Raw genomic sequence first — 20,242 nt, 5'->3', positions numbered from 1 at the left:
CAACGCACGCTGTCAGGGAGACCACACCCGAAACGGAGGACACCATGCCCGACACGACCCCGCCCAAGACCAAACCGATCCTGCGCGCGCTCGCAGGCGAGACGCTGCCCACCCCGCCCATCTGGATGATGCGGCAGGCGGGCCGCTACCTGCCGGAGTATCGCGCGACCCGGGCCGAGGCTGGGGATTTCCTGTCGCTGTGCTACAACAGCGACTTGGCGACCGAGGTGACGCTGCAGCCGATCCGGCGCTACGGCTTCGACGCGGCGATCCTGTTTGCCGACATCCTGCTGGTGCCGCAGGCGCTGGGGGCTGACCTGTGGTTCGCGACCGGCGAAGGGCCGCGGCTCTCGACCATCACCGACCGGGCGGGGCTCGACCGGCTGAAGCCTGCGGCCGACATCCATGAGACGCTCGCACCGATCTACCAGACGGTGCGTAACCTGTCGGGCGTGCTGTCGCCGGAGGTGGCGCTTATCGGCTTTGCCGGGGCGCCGTGGACCGTGGCCACCTACATGATCGCCGGTCGCGGCACGCCCGACCAGGGGCCCGCCCATGCGCTGAAAGACAGCGATCGCGCGGTGTTCGACGCGCTGATGGAGCGGCTCACCGAGGCGACGATCGAATACCTCTCGGCGCAGATCGAGGCCGGCGCCGAGGTGGTCAAGATATTCGACAGCTGGGCCGGATCGCTCAAGGGCGCAGATTTCGACCGCTACGCTACCGACCCCGCCCGCCGCATCACCGCCGCGCTCAAGGCGCGGCACCCCGGCATTCCAGTCATCGCCTTCCCGCGCGAGGCGGGAGAGAAGTATATCGGCTTCCACGCGAAAACCGGGGCCGATTGCGTCGCGGTGGACGATTCAGTGAGCGCCGAATGGGTGGCCGAGCATGTTCAGGTGGATGGCTGCGTGCAGGGCAACCTAAAGTCGTCGCATATGGTCACGGGCGGCGAGGAGATGATCCGCGACACCCGCCGCATCGTCGCAGCGCTGTCGGGCGGCCCGCACATCTTCAACCTCGGCCACGGCATCACGCCCGATGCCGACCCCGATAACGTGCAGCGGATGATCGACGCGGTGCGCGGCTAAGTCTCTGGGTTCAGTGGTGAGCCGTGCAAGATTCGAACCTGCGACCCACTGATTTGTCAACGGCGGCGTAAAACCGGGCCATTTGGCGGGCGCTCGGACCGGCATGGCGCCGTCAGGGGCCATTCAATTGGAGGGATCAACCTTCGCCGCTGGCCTTTCGGGCGCGACTTTGCGCGAGCCGGTAGCTTTCGCCGTGCATCTCGAGGATGTGGACATGATGGGTCAGTCGATCCAGGAGAGCGCCGGTGAGGCGCTCGGACCCGAAGGTTTCTCGAAGGGCAGGTTGCTGGTGATCAGGGTGGCACCGCGCTCATAGCGCTGCGATACTCGCCTTCCTGCACCCGGTCTTCGTGGACCTGATGATGGACAACCCGAATGAGGACTGGGGGCGGCCATTTTATCCAGTGGTCGAGTAGCAACATCGGCCGGTCAACGCCATGCCTCCGACCGTTCGCGCACTCGCGCCTGTTCCCGCATTACAGCGTAGTCCGCCAGCATCTCTGCGATCACCGAGCCGTCCGGTGACAGCGCCAGCTCCTCAGCCGCCCGCGCCTAGAACTCCCGGCCGTACTCGACGATAGGCGGACAGGCTCCAATCTAGTCCTCCTCATAAGCGCCCGTCGCGCCGCTGCCTCGAGCATCGGCCGTTGGGCCTCAAGGGTTCTCTCCATGGTCTCGAGTTGCTCGGCATGCCGGTCGGCGCGCTGAGCTGGCCCCATTTTCGACCGAACACCTGGGCCTGAACTAGGAGGCTTAGGCATATCCCTAAGCACGTGCTGATGTCTGAAGTTGAAATCATCACGGATGGTGGCCGCCGGCGCCGCTGGAGTTCTGCCGAAAAGCTGCGGGTTGTCGAGGAGACGCTGGATGACAGCGAGAGCATCTCGGCCAGCACCTGCTGCGCCACCTCGACGTCAGCCGCGCCGCGCGTCGCGATGCCCGCCGCGGGCTCATCCCGCCGCTAGCCTAGCTTGCGGTTCCTTTCGCCGATATCCCAGAACAGCCCCGCCATCAGCCGCAGCGCGTCACGGCAGACGGGTTTCAGGACATGCTCGTCAGGCGCGTGCTGTGAACAGCCGCGATAGGAATGCGGCACCCAGACCGTGGGCAGCCCGAGTATCTCGGCAAAGGCGTCATTGGGCAGCGACCCCGCGAGGTTGGGCAGCACATGCGGCGCCTGCCCCGATGTCCGCTCCAGTGAGGCGGCGGTGAACCTGACCCAAGGATGATCCGGGTCGAGCCGCGTCGCCCGGAAAAACCCGCGATCATGCGGCACGATCTCAACCGCCTCGAACCCCTGCGCATCCAGATGCCGCCGCAGCGCGGGCAGAATGTCCTCGGGTGTCGTGCCCACCACGTAACGCAACTGACAGGTCGCGCGCGCATGGGCCGAAATGGCGTTGACCGGGGCCTCCGGCACGCCGCTCTTCATCGCGAGGATGGCAAAGCTGTTCCAGCCATAGGCGCGCTCGGCGGGGGTCAGGCTTTCCTCGCCCCAATCCGGGTCGATCGCCGGGCCGTCGCCGCCCTCGATGGGCAGGCCGCCAAGCGCCGCACGCACGCTGTTGCTCAGGCTGTCGGGCCGCCATTCGGGAATGCGGATCTGCCCGCGCGCATCGGTGATGGATGAGAGCGCCTGCGCCAGGATCATCGCTGGATCGGCCAAGAGCCCCCCCCAATTGCCCGAATGATGCGCCCCCTCGCGCAGGTCCACCACCAGATCGAATGTGACCCCCCCGCGCGAGCCCATGAACATGGTGGGCGTCTCGGGCTGCAGACGCGGCCCGTCCGAGGCGATCAGCACATCGGCCTTCAGCGCGTCCTTGTGGGCCGCAAAGAAATCGTGCAGCCCCGGCGATCCGGTTTCCTCGCCGGTCTCGATCACGATCCGGCAATTGAACCCCAACTGCCCGCGCGCCGCGATCACCGCCTCCATCGCCGCGATGTTGATCAGGTGTTGCCCCTTGTTGTCGGCGGTGCCCCGCCCATAGAGCCGGTCACCCTCCTCGACCAGCTTGAACGGATGCAGCCCCTCGCGCCACTGATCGGTCTGCGCGCGGATCACATCGCCATGCCCATAGCTCAGGATCGTGGGCAGGTCGTCGCCCTCGTGCCGTTCCCCCACCAGCAGCGGGCCCGCCCCCGGTGCGGGATTATCGTGGATGGCACAGGCAAAGCCCATGCCCGTCAGCCGTGGCAACATCGCCTCGTTCAGATAGCGCAGCAGTTCCGAGGCCTGATCGGGGTTCTGGCTCTCGGTCTCATAGGCCACCAGATCGGCCAGGTCGGTCTGAAACCGGCCGTCGTCGAAATAATCTGAAGTCGTGGTGATCGCGGCATCTCTGGTCATGATGGTCCTGTCTGTTCTTCTGAAACGGCGTCACCCCAGGGTGACATGATCTCGGTGCAGCCGGTGTTCACACGACCGCGCCGCATCACCCCCGCAGGGCAGGCAAAGGCATAGGGGAACGGGCTGCGCCGGGTGGTGTGCACGACATGCTCGGCGCGCAGGCGCGCCAGCACCTCGGGCGGCAGGGTCTCGTCGGCGACCACCGCAGCGCCGCCAGAGACGTCGATGCGCGGATGATGAAAGGCCGCGCCGATCGCCATCCCGTAATCCGCGACGAAGGACGCCAGCTGCACCATCGCCGAAACGATCTTGCGCCCGCCCGATGCGCCGAAGGCAAACCGCGCCCCGCCTGCGTCGCCCAGGATGGGGCAGACATTCATCAGGCAGCGCTTGCCGGGGGTCAGCGAATTGGGTCGCCCCGGCACCGGGTCGAACCACATGATCCCGTTGTTCATGGTGAACCCGGTCGAGGGCGACACCACCCGCGACCCGAAGATCGACAACAGCGTCTGCGTCTGCGCCACCATGTTGCCGTCCCGGTCCACCACCGAGAAATGCGTGGTGCAGCCCTCATGCGTCTCGCTCTCTCCGCTGTCGCCCATCGTCTCCAGCCGCTCGGCATAGGCCGCGTTCAACCCGTCGGCATAGGCGGCAAAGGCTTCGGCGCCGGGCGCAGCACCCATCTCCCGGCCCTCCATCACCCGCAGGGCATGGGCAAAGGTCGGCCCGGCGGTCAAACCCGGCGGCACATCGAAGCGCGCGCCGCGATAGGCGACACGCAGCGGATCGCGGAACACCGCCTCATAGCCGCGCAGATCGTCATGGCTCAGGCTGCCGCCCTTGGCCTGCATGTCGGCGGCCATTGCCACACCCAGATCGCCGTCGTAAAGCGCCCGCGCCCCGTGCCGCGCGATCTGATCGAGACTGTCGGCCATGCGCGCCTGATCCAACCGCTTTTCCGCCAGCGCCGTCCAGCCCGAGATCGTGGGCCACTGCCCGTCCTCGAGAAACAGCGCCGCTGCATCGCTGTCCTTGGCCAGTTCCCGCGTGGTCGAGGCGATGATCAGCGCGGCATACCAATCCACCAGCATTCCCTCGCGCGCATGGGCGATGGCAGGGGCCAGCAGATCGGCCCAGGGCATCCGGCCATGGCGGGCATGCAGCCGCCCCATGCCATCGACCAGCCCTGGCACCGCCACGGCGGTCGCGCCCTGCACGTTGCGATCGCCCTCGACCTGCTCCCACGGGAAAAGATCGCCCGCCACCCCCTTGCCCGTCAGCGGATAATCGGCGGGGTCGAGCCCTGCCGGCGCGCGCATCCCGTAATCCAGCGCCTGTGCCCGGCCCTCCTCGGCGCGCCACAGCATCAGCGCGCCGCCCCCCGCCGGGCCGCTCATCCACGGCTCCAGTACGCCGATGGCAAAGGAGGTGGCGATCGCGGCGTCCACCGCATCGCCCCCCGCCGCCAGCACCTCGGCCCCCGCCTGCGCGGCCAGCCGGTGCTGCGCTGCGACGATGCCGTGTTCGGTTTCGATGACGGTCTTGGTCGTGGTCGCCGTGCGCGACAGGTTCACCGACATGTCACGCCGCCTTTGGATTGTGCATCGGGCTTTGCGGGTCGTGCAGGTGGCACTCCACTCGCCCCGCCGAGGTCTCTACGGCGCGCGGTGCGGTGGTCTTGCACAGATCGGTCGCCATCGGGCAGCGCGGATGAAAATGACAGCCCGAGGGCGGGTCGATGGGGTTGGGATAGGCCATGCCAAGCTGCGTGTCGGGCACGCCCAGCCCCGGCTCTGGCGTCAGCACCGACTTGAGCAGGGCCTGCGTGTAGGGGTGGCGCGCCTCGTCGAACAAGCCCGCCACATCCGCCTCTTCGACGATCCGGCCCAGATACATCACCGCGACCCGCGTCGCCAGGTGCTCCACCACCGCCAGGTCGTGGCTGATGAACAGATAGGTCAGCCCGAACTCGCGGCGCAGATCGCCCAGCAGGTTCAGGATCTGGCTCTGCACCGACACATCCAGCGCCGAGGTGGGCTCGTCGCAGATCACGATCTCGGGCTTCATGATCAGCGCGCGGGCAATCGCCACGCGCTGCCGCTGCCCGCCCGACATCTGGCTGGGAAAGGTGTTCATCACCCGCGCGGGCAGGCCCACGATATCGAGGATCGAGCGCACTTCCTTCTCCCAATGCGCCCGGTCGCCGATCCCGTGCACCCGCAAGGGCAGCGACACGATATCAAAGATGCTCTTTCGCGGGTTGAGCGAGGAATAGGGATCCTGAAAGATCGGCTGAATCCGCCGCGCCAGCGTCATGCGGTCCTGCGCGCCGATCTCTTCGCCATCGACCAGGACCTGCCCAGCCGTGGGCGCCTCCAGCCCCAGCAGGATCTTGGCCAGCGTGGACTTGCCACAGCCCGACTCGCCCACCAGCCCCAGCACCTCGCCACGCGGCAGCGAGAGCGACACGTCATTAACCGCCGTCAGAGGCCGCGCGGTGCCAAAGAGGCCCTGCTTGACGCGGTAGGTCTTGGTCACGCCGCGCAATTCCAGAACGGCGGGGGATTGCGTGCTCATGCGGGAACCTCCTCTTCGGCGTGGCGTGCGCCGTCGGGGTGAATGCAGCGAAAGGCATGCGTGCCGGTCTCGTGGCGGGGGATCTCGGCCCGGCATTGGGCCTCGGCATAGGGGCAACGGGTGCGAAAGGCGCAGCCTTCCACGTCACCGATCAGCGACGGCACGATGCCCGGAATGGTGCCAAGCGTGCTGCCCCGCTCGGTCTTGCCCGGCTGCGGGATGCAGCGCAGCAGCCCGCGCGTATAAGGGTGCGACGGGGCGTTGAACACGTCTTTCGCGGGGCCGGTCTCGACCAGTTCGCCCGCATACATCACCGCCACCTTGTCGGCGACTCGCGCGACCACGCCCAGATCATGGGTGATGAGGATCATCGCCATGTTCATTTCACGCCCCAGATCATAGAGCAGCCGCAGGATCTGCGCCTGAATGGTCACGTCGAGCGCGGTCGTCGGCTCGTCCGCGATGATCAGTTCCGGCTCGCACATCAGCGCCATTGCGATCATCACCCGCTGCCGCAAACCACCCGACAATTGATGCGGATACTGGCCCAGGCGGCTGCGGGCGGCGGTGATCCCGACCTTTTCCAGCAATTCCACGGCCCGCTCCCGCGCCGCCTCGCGGTCGACAGATTTGTGCAAGAGCAGCGCCTCGGTCAATTGATCGCCAATCGTGTAGGCCGGGTTGAGCGAGGTCATCGGTTCCTGAAAGATCATCGCCATGCGATCGCCGCGCAGCGCGCGCATGGCGCGCGGCTTGGCGGTCAGGATGTCCGTACCGTCGAAATCCATCCGGTCGGCGCTGCGCAGGATGGTCTTGCCCAAAAGGCCCATCAGCGCCAGCGAGGTCAGCGACTTGCCCGACCCGCTCTCACCAACGATGCACAGCGTCTCGCCGCGCATCAGGTCGAAATCGATGCCGCGCACCGCGTGCAGGGTGCCGCCGCCCACGGGAATATCCAGCATCAGGTTGCGCACACTCAGCAGGGGGTTCTCCATGGTCTCAGCTCCGGTTTTCGGGGGCGGTGACGTCGCGCAGACCGTCGCCCATCAGGTTGATCGCCAGCACGAGGATGAACAGCACGGCCCCGGGGATAAGCACCATCCACGGCTCGAACAGCATCATGTTCTTGCCCTCCGACACCATCAGACCCCAGCTTGGCGTGGGCGGCTGAACGCCCAGCCCGAGGAAGGACAGCGCCGCCTCCAAGAGGATCGCATGCGCCATTTCCAGCGTCACCACCACGATCAGGTTATTGGCGATATTGGGCATGATTTCGGACAGGATCACGCGCGGGGTCGAGGCGCCAATGGCGCGCGCGGCGGCCACGTATTCCCGCCCCCGCACCTGTAGGGTCGAGGCCCGCATCACAACCGCGAACCGGTCCCAGAGCAAGAGCCCCAGCACCACGATCACCACTTGGAGCGATCCGCCAAGGATCGCCACCACCGCGAGCGCCACCAGAACCACTGGCATCGCCAGCCGCACGTTGATGAGAAACGTCACCACCATGTCCACGCGCCCGCCGAAATAGCCGGCGGCCACCCCCATCGCGGTGCCGATCACACCCGAAATGAGCGCCGCGATCCCCCCGATCATCAGCGACACGCGCGCGCCGTAGATCAGCCGCGACAGGTAATCGCGCCCCAGGTGATCGGTGCCCAGCGGATGCTCCCAATCGCCACCCAGAAACACTGGCGGCTCCATCCGGGTCATCAGGCTTTGGGCATAGGGGTCATGCGGGGCCAGCAGCGGCGCGAAAACCGCGATCAAAGCCAGGATCACCAGTACACCCGCGCCAATCATCAGCCCCTGATGGCCGAACACGCGCTTGCGCAGCATCTGACCGGGCGTTGGGCCGGTGATCTCTGCCAAAATGGGATCCTGAGTATCGAATTGGGTCATCTCAGCTGCTCCGCATACGGGGGTCGAGCCAGGCATTGAGCACATCGGCCAGGAAGGTGAAGACAATGTAGAACATCGAGAAGACGAGGATCAGCGCCTGCACCGTCGGCAGGTCGTTGCGCGCGATGCTCTCCCACGCGAGGAACCCCGCGCCATGCAGCGCAAAGATCGACTCGACCACGATCGAGCCGCCCAGCATGAAGCCCATCTGCACCGCCGCCAGCGACACCACCGGGATGATCGCGTTGCGCAGCGCATGGCGGAACAGCACCCGCCCCTCCGGCGCGCCCTTGGCCCGCGCGGTGCGGATATAATCCGAGGACAGCACGTCGAGCATCCCCGCCCGCGTCAGCCGCATGATCGCGGGCATCGCGTAATAACCCAGCACGATGGTCGGCATGATGAAATGCGCCGGTGTCGATGCGCCCGAGGGCGGCAGCCATCCCAACTTGATGGCGAAGATCACGATCAGGATCAGGCCGAACCAGAAGCTTGGCATCGCCTGTCCCGCCACCGACAGGAACAGCGCCACCCGGTCGATGATCGAATTGGGGCGGATCGCGGCGGCCACGCCCAGCGGCACGGCTGTCAGCAGCGCGAAGGTGATCCCGCAAACCCCCAGCGTCATGGTCACGCCCAGCCGGTCGACGATCAGCGACGACACCGGCAGGCGGAAATAATAGCTTTCCCCGAAATCGAATTGCAGCGCCGAGACCAGCCAGTCGCCATATTGCACCAACATCGGGCGATCAAAGCCATAGAGCTTTCGGATCGCCTCGATATCCTCGCCGCTCGCGGTCTCGCCCGCCAGCGCGGCGGCCGGATCGCCCGCCATGAACAGCAGGCTGAAGCTGATGAAGGACACGGTAAAGGCCACCAGAACGGCAAGGCCAAGTCGTTTCAGGATGAATAAGAGCACGGGAAGGCCCCTCGATTTCTGGCAGGTCGCTGGATGCGCTGAGGGCGGGGGGCCGCGGACGCGCCCCCCCGGTTCAGTCGGCGTGGATCAGTTCCACCCCATCGTGGTGAAGCGCAGCACCTCGTCGGCGGTCGGCGTGTATTCCACCTCCTTGGTGGACACGTAGTTGGTGTTGTACGAGAACATCGGCGCCCAATAAGCCTGCTCGGTGATCCGCTCGATGGCCTTGGTGTAATGCTCCACCCGGGTGTCGGGATCGGTCGCGCTGTCGGCCACTTCGAGATCGGCCAGCACCTGATCGTCGCGCGCATCGTCAAGCGAGCCATGCTTGAAGAACTGACTGACCATCGCCGAGGCATCGTTGACCGAGAAGCTGCCCCAGGTCAGAAACGCCAGCGGCACATCGCCGGTCATGTTCAACTCGCGCAGTGCAGAGTACTGCAAGAACTTGAAGTCTGACTTGATGCCAACCGCGTTCAGATAGCTCAGGATCGCCTCGGCATATTCCCGATCACGATAGGCGTAGAACTCGGTCGTGAACCCGTCGGGGTAGCCCGCCTCGGCCAGCAGGGCCTTGGCCTTCTCGGGGTCGTATTCATACTGTGTCGCGGCCTCTTCCACGCAGCCGAATTGGCTGGGGAAACACGGCGTCCAGACGACCTTTGATTTACCCTTGAGCAGCGCCGCCACCAGCTCTTCGCGGTTGATCGCGTGGTTGACGGCTTGGCGCACTTTGAGGTTGGTGAACGGCGTGTCGCCCGAGCGCCCGGCGGCATCCATCGAGAGATACCCCACCCGCATGGTCGACTCGTTGGTGACGGTGAACTGATCCATCTCCGCCAGTTTCTCCGCCTGGTCCGCAGGCACCTGCCAGATCAGATCGAGCGAGCCGCTGAACAGCTCCGCCATCTGCGTGTTGACGTCCGGGATGGTGCGGATGTCGATATTGGTGATCTCGGGCTGGCCCTTGGGGCTGTCATGGTAATTCTCGTTCTTCTCCAGAACGAAATGCTGCCCCGGCGTGACCGACACCACCTTGTAGGGGCCGGTGCCCACGGGCTTCAGTCCCATGCCCGACGGGCCCGCCTCGGCGTAATACTCGTCGGGATACATCGAGACGGGGCCGGAAAGGAATTCGATGGCCGCCGGGAACTTGTCCTTGAGGTGGATGCGCACAGTGTAATCGTCGACCTTCTCGGCCGATTTCATCCAGTTCACGTTGCGCTGCGTCTTTACGCCGTTCTCTTCCCTGGCGACGAAATTGACCGTGTAGACCACGTCATCGGCGTTGAACGGCTCGCCGTTGTGAAACTTCACGCCCTCGCGCAGTTTCAGCTCCAGCGTCAGGTCGTCGATCCATTCCCACGACGTGGCGAGGTTTCCGGAATACTCGTTGGTGATCGGATCGCGATAGATCAGGCCATCCCACACCGCGCGTTGCAGCACGACGCCCTCACGGGAGGAATTGAAGTAGCTGTCGACGTTCTCGAGCTCCTTGGTGAACGCCACGCGCAGGGTGTCGTTGGCCTTTTCCGCATATGCCGCACCCGAGGCCGCGACGATGGCCAAACCAGCGAGGGTATGTCTCAAAGAGGACTGTTTCATGTCTCTCTCCCTATTTTGGTCGCGCGCCGATATGGCGAGGCGCGTGAAATTGGTATTTTGTTGACGTATCATATTATGATACTTATAATCGCCATGTGATCCATTAACGCGAACATCACGTATAGCGTCAAGCCCCGCATCGGGGACCCGGGAACATTTTGTGAGAGGCTTATGAAAACAAAGCAGGATACGCTCTATGTCGGCTCTCTCGCCAAGGGGCTGCGCCTGTTGCGCGCCTTCGACGAGGGCCATACCGAGTTGTCGCTCGCAGAACTGGCGCAGCGGACCGGCCTCGACAAGAGCGCCACGCAGCGCCTCGCCAACACGCTGCATGTCGAGGGCATGCTCGACAAGAATTCGGTCACGCGCCGCTTTCGCCCCTCACATGCGTGGCTGCAAATGGCCTATGCATATTACTGGTCCGATCCGCTCATCGGGCAGGCCATGCCCAAGCTCATCAGCTTGAGCCAGGACCTGGGCGAGACAGTGAACCTCGCCGAAATCTCCGGCGACCACATCATCTATGTCAGCCGACTGCCCTGCAAACGCACCTATTTCGCGGCCACCATCATCGGCCGCCGCCTACCGGCGCTCTCGACATCCGCCGGACGCTCAATGCTCGCGACATTCCCCGAAGAGGAAAGGCAAAAGGCGATCGAGACATGGCCCATCATCCCCTTCACGCCCAGCACGACGCTCGACCGCGCACAGATCGCCAGCAGTATCAAGGAGTCCGCCAGAGATGGCTATGCGATTTCGACCGGTCAGATGATCCTTAACGAAATCGGCGTCGCCAGCCCGATAATCGGTCATGACGGACGCGCATTCGCGGCCGTGCAATGCTCGGTTTCCGCCCATACATGGACGCGCGAGCGCATAGTGGCCGACATCCTGCCCAAGCTGCAGGACACCGCCAACGCTATCTCCCCTGCATTCCACGCGCATCATGCGGGTTGGGACTGAAAATCTACTCGTCAAGCACGAAGAGGCGCTCAATTATGGTGGATACATGGGGGCAAGTGGTGTCCAGTGGCGTGGTGTAGGAACTGGGGTTCACCTGGCTCTGGAGTGCACCCCTCGGGCTGGAGCAGTCACGCGGCTCTTTTTGACCAGGGCGCGGCGCCGTCGATAAGGTCGACCGATCCCCACCGGACCGCCGGTTTAGCTTACCCAAACATGAAGAAGCATCTTGCGTCCTCGGAGTTCCACCGGGCCAAGGTCGCGCAGGGCGAGTTCGTCGATCCAGCGAGCGGGCGTGCCGCTTTGCTGTAGCAGCGTGTCCGATATGGCAATCCGCGCACCGGCGCCCTTGGCCACCTCCTGTAATCGGCTGGCGGCGTTCATCGCATCCCCTACCATCGTGACATGGCTATGGTCCGCGCCGCCGAGCGCGCGCACCTCGACCGGCCCGTAATGCGCGCCAAGACGCAGTGAATGCGCCGGATCGTCCTGGGTTTGCGTAACATCCGCCGCAAAGGAAAGCGCCGCCGCGGCGTCGCCGGGCGCGGGTTCAGGCAGGCCGAAGGTCACCAGCGCGGCATCCCCGACGATTTGATCTACCACGCCGCCATGCACGGCGGCCAGCCGGGCAATCCGTTGGTGGAACTGGTCCAGCAGATCGCCCGTGCCTTTCGGTCCGATCTTTTCACTGCGGCCGGTGAAGCCCGAGAGGTCAACGAACAGGGCCGCGGCGTTCATCTGGCGGCCCGTGAGGGCGGAGAGATCACTTTCGGCGAGCGAGCTGCGCAGACTTGGGGCGTGGTACTGCGCAAGGTTGCGCGCGTGGCGGGCGTGCTTCACGGCCTGCACCGCGATACCGAGGCCCGCCGCAAGCGTGAAACAGATCAGCACGGTCGTCGCATCGAGCCACCAGCCCGCCAGGAATGCCACTTGCAGGGCCACGCAGGTGGCGAGGGCGAGGGCGGTCAGAGCGGGCAGAACGAAGCGGGCGCGCTGGCGGGCCGCGGGATAGGCGATGCCCGCCACGATGAGGGCGAGCATCCCGCCGAGGGCCCAGGCCACATGGTCGCGCCGGAGTGTGCGGCCTTCGATCAGGTTGGCGGCGAGTGTTGCGTGGGCCTCGACCCCCGGCATGGCCGGATCGAAGGGCGTGGGGTAGCGGTCCCGTGCGCCCTGTGCCGAGACGCCGAGAAAGACGATCCGCCCCTCAAGGTTTGCCTGGTCGAGATCGCGCAGAGGCCATGTCGGTACGGCTCCGGTGTCGCCATAAAACACGAGCGGGATTGCGCCGAACTGGTCGAGCGGTACGGTGGTTCGCCCGAGGCTGATCGTCCCGCCCGCGCGCGCGCCGCGCAGCACAATTGGCGTGAACCGCTCGGGGTCGGCGGCGCGAAGTGAGGCCAGTGCCAATCCAGGGATCCATGCGCCGCCGTCGACCGCGACGAAGGGTAGTGCGGCGGGCAATCGACGCAGTTTTCCATCCGGCTCAAGCGCAAGGTTGACATGGCCGAGCGTCGAGGATGCCGCAAAGGCTGGCAGCGGCCCAATCGGCATTTCCAGAGCGCCAGATGTTGCGGAGACGGCGGCCTCCACAGCGCTGCGGTCGATGGCGTGGGCCAGCGCGTCGTCCACGAAGGGTGGCCCGCCGCGTGCGGTCGCAAGCACGACCGGACCCGGGCGCGCCAGCGCCGCATTCAGCGCGTCATCCCCAGGGGTAGGGTCGGCCAGCAGCAGGTCCAGCACGATGGCCGAGGCGCCTTGCGCGCGCGCGGCGTCGATGGCCGAAGCAAGCACCGATCTTGGCGGCGGGAACTGCCCAATCTGGCCGATGTCAGTATCGTCGATCAATATGACCGCCACGCCTTTGGGCGGTGGCAACGGGCCGCGCAGCGTGACCCGTGCGTCAAGAAGTTGCCCTTCGAGCGCTCCCACTATGCCCGCCCGCTCGCCCGGATGCCAGAGAACTGTGGCGATCACCAGAAGCGCCACAAGGGCCGGAACGACCCGCCGACGCCACGGGCCTACGCCTACCAATCGGGCCCCAAGCGTTCGGACTGCCCGTCAATCCGGCCTTGGCCCCATTGCTTGACCGGGCCGCCGCTGCCATCCGCAGCCACGTCTACCCCATCGCCGGGCGTGAGGCGAACAGTGTCCTCGGCGAAGCCTACAAGAACGACGCCGTCGCGCACGAAGGCCGCTGTTGCGTTGTCGTCAACTTCGATCGTCCATTCCGTAGAACGCACGGCCGCCACGGCGGAGGGCGTTCGCACGACGAAGCCATCGCGCCGCCCGCCCGGACGAAGAAAGCCCACGATCCCGCGGAAAACATCAATGCCCGACGTAGACGTTGCATCACCCTCGGGGCGCAGCAGCCGGTCTAGTCCGATCCGGGTTTGTGCGCCCACGACGATGGCGACTTCGCCGGTGCACCGGATCGTCACCTGCGCCCTGCGGCGCGTGATGATCCTGTCGCCCGATCGAACCATCTCACCGGCGGTGAGACGATCCCGGTCGTCACCGCGTTCAACGAGCACGCGGCCGGCAGTCCGCGTGACCTGACATTGGTCGGCTGATTGTGCAGAAGACGCGCCGGGCGTCGCCAAGATCGCGCATGAAAGCGCCAGGGCGCTGGCGCAACGCGTCCCGCAATTTTTCAGAATCAAAAGAACCTTATACATCATGCCGGATACTAACTCTGGCATACCCCGTGTTGTCTACTGTTCTGACATTCTGCAAGAGCATCAGCCTTGCCCGCCTGCTCAGGTCACAGGCTTTGCACATTTTCGAAAGCGTCCAGTGGCATTGGCATGGCCAGGGTGAAGGTCTTCATCGTCTTCCCGGCATGGTGCCCGCCAACCAGCTTGAGCAATCCCGCATCTTCGAGCGCCCACCGCTTGGCCAAGAATCGCCTCTTTGACAGGGATGTCAGCCCTGCCTCTCTCATGGCGCGGCGACAAAGCGGAAATGCCTTGCCGGGACCATGGGCTCCACCCGACATCACGCGGGTTGAGCCTCCTGCGTTTGCGCGGCGTTCGCGACGAGCCGCTTGGTGACCGTGCGCATCACGGCCATGGCGAACTTGGGGTCTTCATACTGCAATCGCGTAAAGCGTTTCTCGTCGAGTTCATAGACAACCGTATCCTCCAGGCACCGAACCGTCGCCGATCGCTCGGCACTGGCATTGAAGAAAGCCATCTCGCCGAAAATCTTGCCTGCGGCCACAGTTACATTCTGGTCCTCAATTTCAACGCGACCCTCGGCCAAGTAATAGAGGCAGTCGACCGGATCACCCTTTGTGAAAATGACATTGCCCGCTTGGATGACACGTTTTTTTCCATACGCCATGGCGGCGGAGAAGTCAGGTTCCGACTCGTCCGTCATATGCGTCACCAACCTGCGCAGTGCGATGATTTCATAGAGGCGATAGGCGTTGATGGGTAGCAAGGTGAGTTCGATCACCAGAAGCGGCCAGACCTGAAACACGCCGCTATAGATGATGAAGCAGACGGACGACGCCATCGCCAGGAGCCGCAGCGGGATCATCGAACTCGTTGCGAAGGTGGCCACCTTCAATACGACAGCGAGCCAGCCAACGGCCTGAATGATATGGTGTGCAGTGATTGGTTCCATTGACTTTTTCTCCTAATGAGCCCGTCGAGCTTGGGTCCAATCATGAATTGGTTCAGGCAATGCCGCGGCGTTGCCGCTTCCTCGCGGTAATATATAGGTCAAGGGGCGCGACTCATAGTCAATAGATGATGGTCGCAGCACGGGCGCGGGCGGAAACGCAGACCTTCGGGCCGCTGTCATATCGGACCACGACGCGGACCAGAAGCCGCAAAACTCTCGCCAAGGGCGGTAGAAGGTTCGGGGGCGGACCAACAAATCCTTGTGATCCGGTCCCGCGTGGCGGAAAGTCGGGTGGCAGGTCAGGGGCGCGACAGTCTGAACGCGTCGGGACCATGGGCCGCCGCAAGGAAGTGTTGGACTAATCCTGCATGCCCCGCTCGCGTGCCTCGGTCAGGATCATCGGTGTCCCGCGTGCTTGTGTAGAGTATGCGCGATGAGGCTGCCATGACCAAACACGGGGTGATGGTGGCGGAGCACGCCGCGATTATCCGGCGGGTTGTTGATCAGCCGCCAGCCCAGCCATATCGCGATTGAAGCGAATACGACGCTCCCGATAGCCTGCCCGATCAACACTCCCTGCGCGCCGAGGAGCATACCGCCAACGACGACGAAGGGCCAGGTGCCCAGGGTGTTCTGCCCCCAACTCAGCCATGTCGAATAAGACGGGCGGCCCAGCGTATTGAACGAGGCACTGGCGACGAAAATCGCACCATTGAAGAAGGAGGCAAGCGCCAAGGGGAAGCAGAAGAGGAATATCAGCGACTTCGTCAGGTTCTCGGCACCGAACAGCGCGGCGATCGGGCCACGGAACACCAGCAGGACCAGGGTGATGAACAGCACGTAGATCGCAACGAACTTGAGAGCGTCGACATAAGCCCTCTTGACCCTCTCCATGTCGCCGGCGCCGAAATTCTGGCCGATTATCGGCCCGATGGCGCCCGCAAGCGCCCAGATCACCGAAAATGCAACCGGCGTCAGCCTCCCGATCACCGCCATGCCGGCGACCGCCTCAGGGCCAAATTTCGACATTTCGCGGGTAACGATCGCGGTGCCGATTGGCGTGGCCACGTTTGTCAGTACAGCCCGAAAGGCGAAGTATGAAACCGGCTGGTAATCACGCCAGAGCAACCTGAGTTTAGGAGCGACAAAGGCGTTGTGGCGGCGCATCGCCGGATAAAGCGCGAAGCCGAGCGTCACGAACCGTGCCGCCACCGTCGCCCAGGCCGCGCCCTCCATTCCCATATTCAGACCAAAGATCAAGATTGGATCCAGTACGGCGTTGGTCACCGCCCCGAAAAGCGATGGGAACATCGCCAACCGGTTCTCACCATAGCCTCGCAGGACCGTTACGGTGACCATGGACAGCCCCGATACCCACGTAAACGGGATGATTATCCAAAGATAGGTTGCAGCCAGTTCGGCCACCTTGCCCTCGGCACCCAGCAGCCCCAGGAAAAACTTTATATTTGACAATAGAATCAGCGGTATGATGATGGAGGTTAACACAGAAAACATCGCTGTACTGGTGGCGTATTCCCGGGCCTCCAGCTTGTCACCCGAGCCGATTGACCGCGATGCCAAGACTCCCGCAGCGACCGACACCCCGATATTGATAGCGCTGGTAAAGAACATGAGGGCGCTGGCATAGCCCGCTGCGGCGGCCAACACCTCATACCCGAGCATCGAAATGAATATCAGGTCGATCAGATCGACCGCATAGATCGCCATCAGGCCGATGCTCGCCGTAAAAGATGAAACCGACACGTGACGCATAATGCTGCCAGTGGTGAACACCGCATTGTTCTCGGTCGTCATCTCAAATCTCTCTTAGTTGGGCCGGCCATCAACCATGCAAGCATTCCGGGGCCGCATAATTTCCCCTTTGCACTCGATTAGTGTACAGGCCAAAATCATAGGCGGATAGCCTCAGTTTACGTTGGGACCACCCAACCAGACCGCTCGCTACGAAACCTGTCTGCCGTCTAGGCGTTCAGTCCCGCCACCTGGTGGATTGGGTCGAGGATGAAGCGATCCAGCTCTGAGGTCCAGATTTTGCAGATGTATTCGTAGGGCGTGAGATCGCTGAGCGTCTTGAGACGCCGGGCGGAATTGCAGGCTGCCATGAAGTCTGTGAGATGTGCGCGCAGCTGATCGTGGCTGTCGTAATGGAAGTGTGACCATATCGTTTGACGATACAGTCACTCAGACTTCGGTGATCTTGCCTCTCGAAGAGGCCAAGGATTCTCATCCTGAGGTCGTGTCTCGGGCGTTCTAACTGATACTCAGACTCCAGCCAGAGGCTGATGAAGTCGACAGTGGTCGATACCGCTCGCTGTTCAGCGAAGGAAGGTGTCCCATGCGATGACCGCGGAGAGAACCAAGGAACCCGGCGCGCAGGATGAACCGCAGAGAAATAAGCGCTTGACCATGGCGATTAGAGAACCCCGTGGGCACTGCCCGCCTAGGCACAGGAATCGATGATCCCTGCCGCAGATGTCCATGGTGACCGCCCGCAGCCTTGCCGCAGCCCGAGACCTCTGCGACCGGATCACGGTCACCGCGAGGCAGACCAGCAATTGAGGCATTGCCCAAGTCGCGGCGAAACACGCGGCGCTGACCGTCAGAGTCCGTAAGGCACCAAACTTACTGCGCGGTTTTGTCAGCGTGGGTCATCTCCAATGCCTCGGAAACGATGCGCTCTACGGTGATCCCGAAATGCGCATAAAGCGTGTCTGAGTGATCCGAGGTCCCGAACCCCGACATACCGACAAACCTGTCGGCCGGTCGCAGCCACGTGTCCCAGCCAAAGGGCATTGCGGCCTCGACCCCGATGCGGGGCGCGTCGCCCAGAACGGCCTCCCGGTAAGCCTGGTCCTGTTCCGCAAAGAGCTCCCAACAGGGCATCGAGACGACAGCGGCATGAATACCTTGTTCGGCAAGCGCATCACGCGCCTGAACGGCAAGGCCGACTTCGGTTCCCGTGGCCAGAAGCGTAATGTCCCGCGGACCCTCGGCCTCGTGCAGAACATAGGCACCGCGCGCGGTCAGGTTTTCGTCGGTCGCTGTCCGCACCTGTCGGGCGGCTTGTTTCGACAGTGCAAAGAGGCTCGGGCCAGTGGTGGTGCGCATCGCGATGTCCCACGCCTCGGCCGTTTCAACCGCGTCGGCGGGGCGAAAGACGCGCATGTTCGGCATGCAGCGAAAGCTCGCCAGAACCTCGATGGGTTGATGCGTGGGACCGTTCGACCCGACCCCGATGCCATCGTGACTGAACACAAAGAGCGCGGGCAGGCCCATCAGCGCGGCCATGCGCATCGCCGGGCGTTCGTAATCCGCAAAGGCGAGATAGGTGACATTCACCGGACGCAGCCCGCCATGCGCCGCGATCCCGTTGCACATCGCGCCCATCAGATGCTCGCGCACGCCGCAATGGACATAGTCCCCCGACCGGTCCGTCGCGGTAAAGGCGGTGCGGTGGCGTTTGTGATTGGTGGGGGCCTCCAGATCGGCGCAGAGCACCATGCTCTCGGGCAGCGGTATGGCAAGCGCGTCGCAGATGTCACCGGAGGAGGTGATCGTCGGGCGCGGCTCGCGGTCGGCGGCCTGTGACTCAAGGATTCCGCGGATCGTGTCCGACCACTCCGACGTCAGCTCACCCGCGATCCAGCGCTGGATTTCGGCGGCCTCGGGATGCCCATCACACCGCTTGCGCCAGTCTGAATGAGCCCGCGCACCGCGCGCCATCGCAGCGGCCCAATCCGCGCGAATAGCTTCGGGAATGACGAAAGGCGGATGATCCCAGCCAAGTGCTGAACGCGCTTCAGTTGCGTCCGTCGGGATCAGCGGCGCGCTGTGCCCGCCGCGCTGTCCCTGAAACCGAGAAATGCCGCGCGCGATCACGGTCCGGCATGCGATGAGCGACGGGCGCACATCGGCGCGTGCTGCGTCCATCGCCGCCGAAATCGCCTCGATGTCATGCCCGTCGACCTCTGCGACATGCCAGTTCGCGGCGCGGAACCGGGCTGGCACGTCATCGCTGATCGAGAGCGCGGTGTCGCCGTCATCGGTGATATGGTTGTCGTCCCACAGGAAGGTGAGCTTGCCCAGTTGCAAGTGACCGGCAAGCGAGATCGCCTCTTGCCCCACGCCCTCTTGCAAACAGCCATCGCCGACAAAGGCCCAGGTGCGATGATCCACCAGAGCGGGCCCAAAGCGCGCGGCCAGCCGGGTCTCGGCCACGGCCATGCCGACGGCGCTGGCAATCCCCTGCCCCAAAAGGCCGGTGGTGATCTCGATCCCTGCCTTCTGCTCGATCTCCGGGTGCCCGGCACAGACCGAGCCGAGACGGCGGAAGCTCTTCAACGCGTCCGTGGTGACATGCTCGTATCCCGAAAGATGCAGCAAGGCGTAAAGCAGCATCGACCCATGCCCATTGGACAGCACCACGCGATCCCGGTCTGGCCACAGCGGCGACTTTGGATCAACCTTGAGGTGCCGGGCATAGAGTGTCGCGGCGATCTCGGCCATGCCGAGGGGCACGCCCTGATGGCCTTCACCCGCATTCAGGATCGAATCGAGGGCGAGAAAGCGAATGGCATGCGCCATTGATTGAATGTCAGTCATTGGTTTGGCTCGTTGTCAGAGGATTGCACGAATACGATCAATCGCCTTCTCGATGGCCTCGATCGAGTTGGCATAGGAAAACCGCAGGAACCCCGCGCCCTCCGCGCCAAAGGACGTGCCGGCGATGGTCGCCACCCCCGCCTCGTCGAGAAACCGGTCCTGCGCCTCGCCCGCGCTCATCCCCGTCCCTTGGATATTGGCAAAGGCATAGAACGCCCCGCCCGGATCGGTACAGCGCACCCCCGGCAGCGCATTCAGCCGCGCCACGATCAGCCGCCGCCGCGCGTCGAATGCGCGCATCATCTCGTCCACCGCGTCCTGCGGCCCGGTGAGCGCGGCGATCCCGGCATGTTGCGCGGCGGCATTGACGCAGGAATGATCGTTGATGCACAGCCGCGTGACATGCTCCACAAGGCTCTCGGGCCAGACCGCATAGCCCAGCCGCCAGCCGGTCATCGCGTAAGTCTTGGACCAGCCGTCGAGCATGATGAGCCGGTCGCGGATCTCGGGGTATTGCAAGAGCGAGACATGATCCCGCCCGCCATAAAGCATCCGGCTGTAGATCTCGTCCGACAGCACCGCCAC

Annotated in this window: 16 protein-coding genes and 3 pseudogenes; 3 read left to right on the top strand and 16 right to left on the bottom strand. The window is 64.1% G+C overall.

The genetic code is table 11. The features are described from left to right. Positions 1-44: 44 nt before the first annotated feature. Positions 45-1,091 carry a uroporphyrinogen decarboxylase gene (gene hemE, locus CRJ03_RS08330; protein ID WP_104018430.1) on the top strand — a complete coding sequence of 349 codons (1,047 nt, stop codon included), beginning with the start codon at positions 45-47 and terminating at the stop codon, positions 1,089-1,091. Positions 1,092-1,227: 136 nt separating this feature from the next. Here hemE and CRJ03_RS08325 read toward each other — a convergent pair. After that, a pseudogene (locus tag CRJ03_RS08325) lies at positions 1,228-1,418 on the bottom strand (ATP-binding protein); the annotation flags it as partial. 434 nt (positions 1,419-1,852) lie between these two features. Here CRJ03_RS08325 and CRJ03_RS08320 point away from each other — a divergent pair. Continuing rightward, a pseudogene (locus tag CRJ03_RS08320) lies at positions 1,853-1,978 on the top strand (IS3 family transposase); the annotation flags it as partial. A 74-nt stretch (positions 1,979-2,052) separates the two neighbouring features. On the opposite strand, the gene CRJ03_RS08315 reads toward CRJ03_RS08320, so the two are convergent. The 7 genes from CRJ03_RS08315 to CRJ03_RS08285 all read right to left on the bottom strand — a co-directional run bounded on the left by CRJ03_RS08315 (position 2,053) and on the right by CRJ03_RS08285 (position 10,444). Then, a complete protein-coding gene (locus CRJ03_RS08315) occupies positions 2,053-3,441 on the bottom strand; it encodes a M20 family metallopeptidase (protein WP_104018429.1) in 1,389 nt (462 codons plus the stop codon). Continuing rightward, positions 3,438-5,021, bottom strand: a complete 1,584-nt coding sequence (locus CRJ03_RS08310) for a gamma-glutamyltransferase (protein WP_104018428.1) — start codon at positions 5,019-5,021, stop codon at positions 3,438-3,440. The genes CRJ03_RS08315 and CRJ03_RS08310 overlap by 4 nt, the downstream gene beginning before the upstream one ends. A 1-nt stretch (position 5,022) precedes the next feature. Further along, the gene (locus tag CRJ03_RS08305) at positions 5,023-6,018 is read right to left on the bottom strand and encodes an ABC transporter ATP-binding protein (RefSeq protein WP_104018427.1); all 996 of its coding nucleotides are present in this window, start codon (positions 6,016-6,018) and stop codon (positions 5,023-5,025) included. Then, complete coding sequence (locus CRJ03_RS08300) at positions 6,015-7,013, bottom strand: ABC transporter ATP-binding protein (protein ID WP_104018426.1); 999 nt, start codon at positions 7,011-7,013, stop codon at positions 6,015-6,017. The genes CRJ03_RS08305 and CRJ03_RS08300 overlap by 4 nt, the downstream gene beginning before the upstream one ends. 4 nt (positions 7,014-7,017) lie before the next feature. Continuing rightward, entirely contained in the window at positions 7,018-7,920 is a 903-nt protein-coding gene (locus tag CRJ03_RS08295; protein ID WP_104018425.1) for an ABC transporter permease, read from the bottom strand. A gap of 1 nt (position 7,921) precedes the next feature. Next, a complete protein-coding gene (locus CRJ03_RS08290; RefSeq protein WP_104018424.1) occupies positions 7,922-8,839 on the bottom strand; it encodes an ABC transporter permease in 918 nt (305 codons plus the stop codon). An 87-nt stretch (positions 8,840-8,926) separates the two neighbouring features. After that, positions 8,927-10,444, bottom strand: a complete 1,518-nt coding sequence (locus CRJ03_RS08285) for an ABC transporter substrate-binding protein (RefSeq protein ID WP_104018423.1) — start codon at positions 10,442-10,444, stop codon at positions 8,927-8,929. 171 nt (positions 10,445-10,615) lie between these two features. On the opposite strand from CRJ03_RS08285, the gene CRJ03_RS08280 reads away from it, so the two are divergent. Next, positions 10,616-11,407: an IclR family transcriptional regulator gene (locus CRJ03_RS08280; protein ID WP_104018422.1), complete on the top strand. Its 792-nt coding sequence runs from the start codon at positions 10,616-10,618 to the stop codon at positions 11,405-11,407. Between the two features lie 198 nt (positions 11,408-11,605). Here CRJ03_RS08280 and CRJ03_RS08275 read toward each other — a convergent pair whose 3' ends face one another. The 8 genes and pseudogenes from CRJ03_RS08275 to CRJ03_RS08245 all read right to left on the bottom strand — a co-directional run. Next, the gene (locus CRJ03_RS08275) at positions 11,606-13,381 is read right to left on the bottom strand and encodes a CHASE2 domain-containing protein (protein WP_165375284.1); all 1,776 of its coding nucleotides are present in this window, start codon (positions 13,379-13,381) and stop codon (positions 11,606-11,608) included. 50 nt (positions 13,382-13,431) lie between these two features. Beyond that, the gene (locus CRJ03_RS08270; protein ID WP_206018336.1) at positions 13,432-14,085 is read right to left on the bottom strand and encodes a FecR family protein; all 654 of its coding nucleotides are present in this window, start codon (positions 14,083-14,085) and stop codon (positions 13,432-13,434) included. Positions 14,086-14,168: 83 nt separating this feature from the next. After that, the gene (locus tag CRJ03_RS19870) at positions 14,169-14,306 is read right to left on the bottom strand and encodes a hypothetical protein (RefSeq protein ID WP_165375282.1); all 138 of its coding nucleotides are present in this window, start codon (positions 14,304-14,306) and stop codon (positions 14,169-14,171) included. Between the two features lie 95 nt (positions 14,307-14,401). Then, the gene (locus tag CRJ03_RS08265) at positions 14,402-15,034 is read right to left on the bottom strand and encodes a cyclic nucleotide-binding domain-containing protein (protein ID WP_104018419.1); all 633 of its coding nucleotides are present in this window, start codon (positions 15,032-15,034) and stop codon (positions 14,402-14,404) included. 396 nt (positions 15,035-15,430) lie between these two features. Next, positions 15,431-16,849 carry an MATE family efflux transporter gene (locus tag CRJ03_RS08260; RefSeq protein WP_104018418.1) on the bottom strand — a complete coding sequence of 473 codons (1,419 nt, stop codon included), beginning with the start codon at positions 16,847-16,849 and terminating at the stop codon, positions 15,431-15,433. 167 nt (positions 16,850-17,016) lie between these two features. Then, positions 17,017-17,205 (bottom strand): annotated as a pseudogene (locus CRJ03_RS08255) (IS481 family transposase); the annotation flags it as partial. Between the two features lie 472 nt (positions 17,206-17,677). Then, positions 17,678-19,657 carry a transketolase gene (gene tkt / locus CRJ03_RS08250; protein WP_104018417.1) on the bottom strand — a complete coding sequence of 660 codons (1,980 nt, stop codon included), beginning with the start codon at positions 19,655-19,657 and terminating at the stop codon, positions 17,678-17,680. A gap of 15 nt (positions 19,658-19,672) precedes the next feature. Next, positions 19,673-20,242, bottom strand: a 570-nt coding sequence (locus tag CRJ03_RS08245) for a pyridoxal phosphate-dependent aminotransferase (protein WP_129590262.1), incomplete at its 5' end; no start/stop codon positions are given.

The organism is Roseovarius nitratireducens (assembly GCF_002925845.1).
Classification (GTDB): domain Bacteria; phylum Pseudomonadota; class Alphaproteobacteria; order Rhodobacterales; family Rhodobacteraceae; genus Roseovarius; species Roseovarius nitratireducens.
This window is presented reverse-complemented; position numbering and strand designations above follow the sequence as displayed.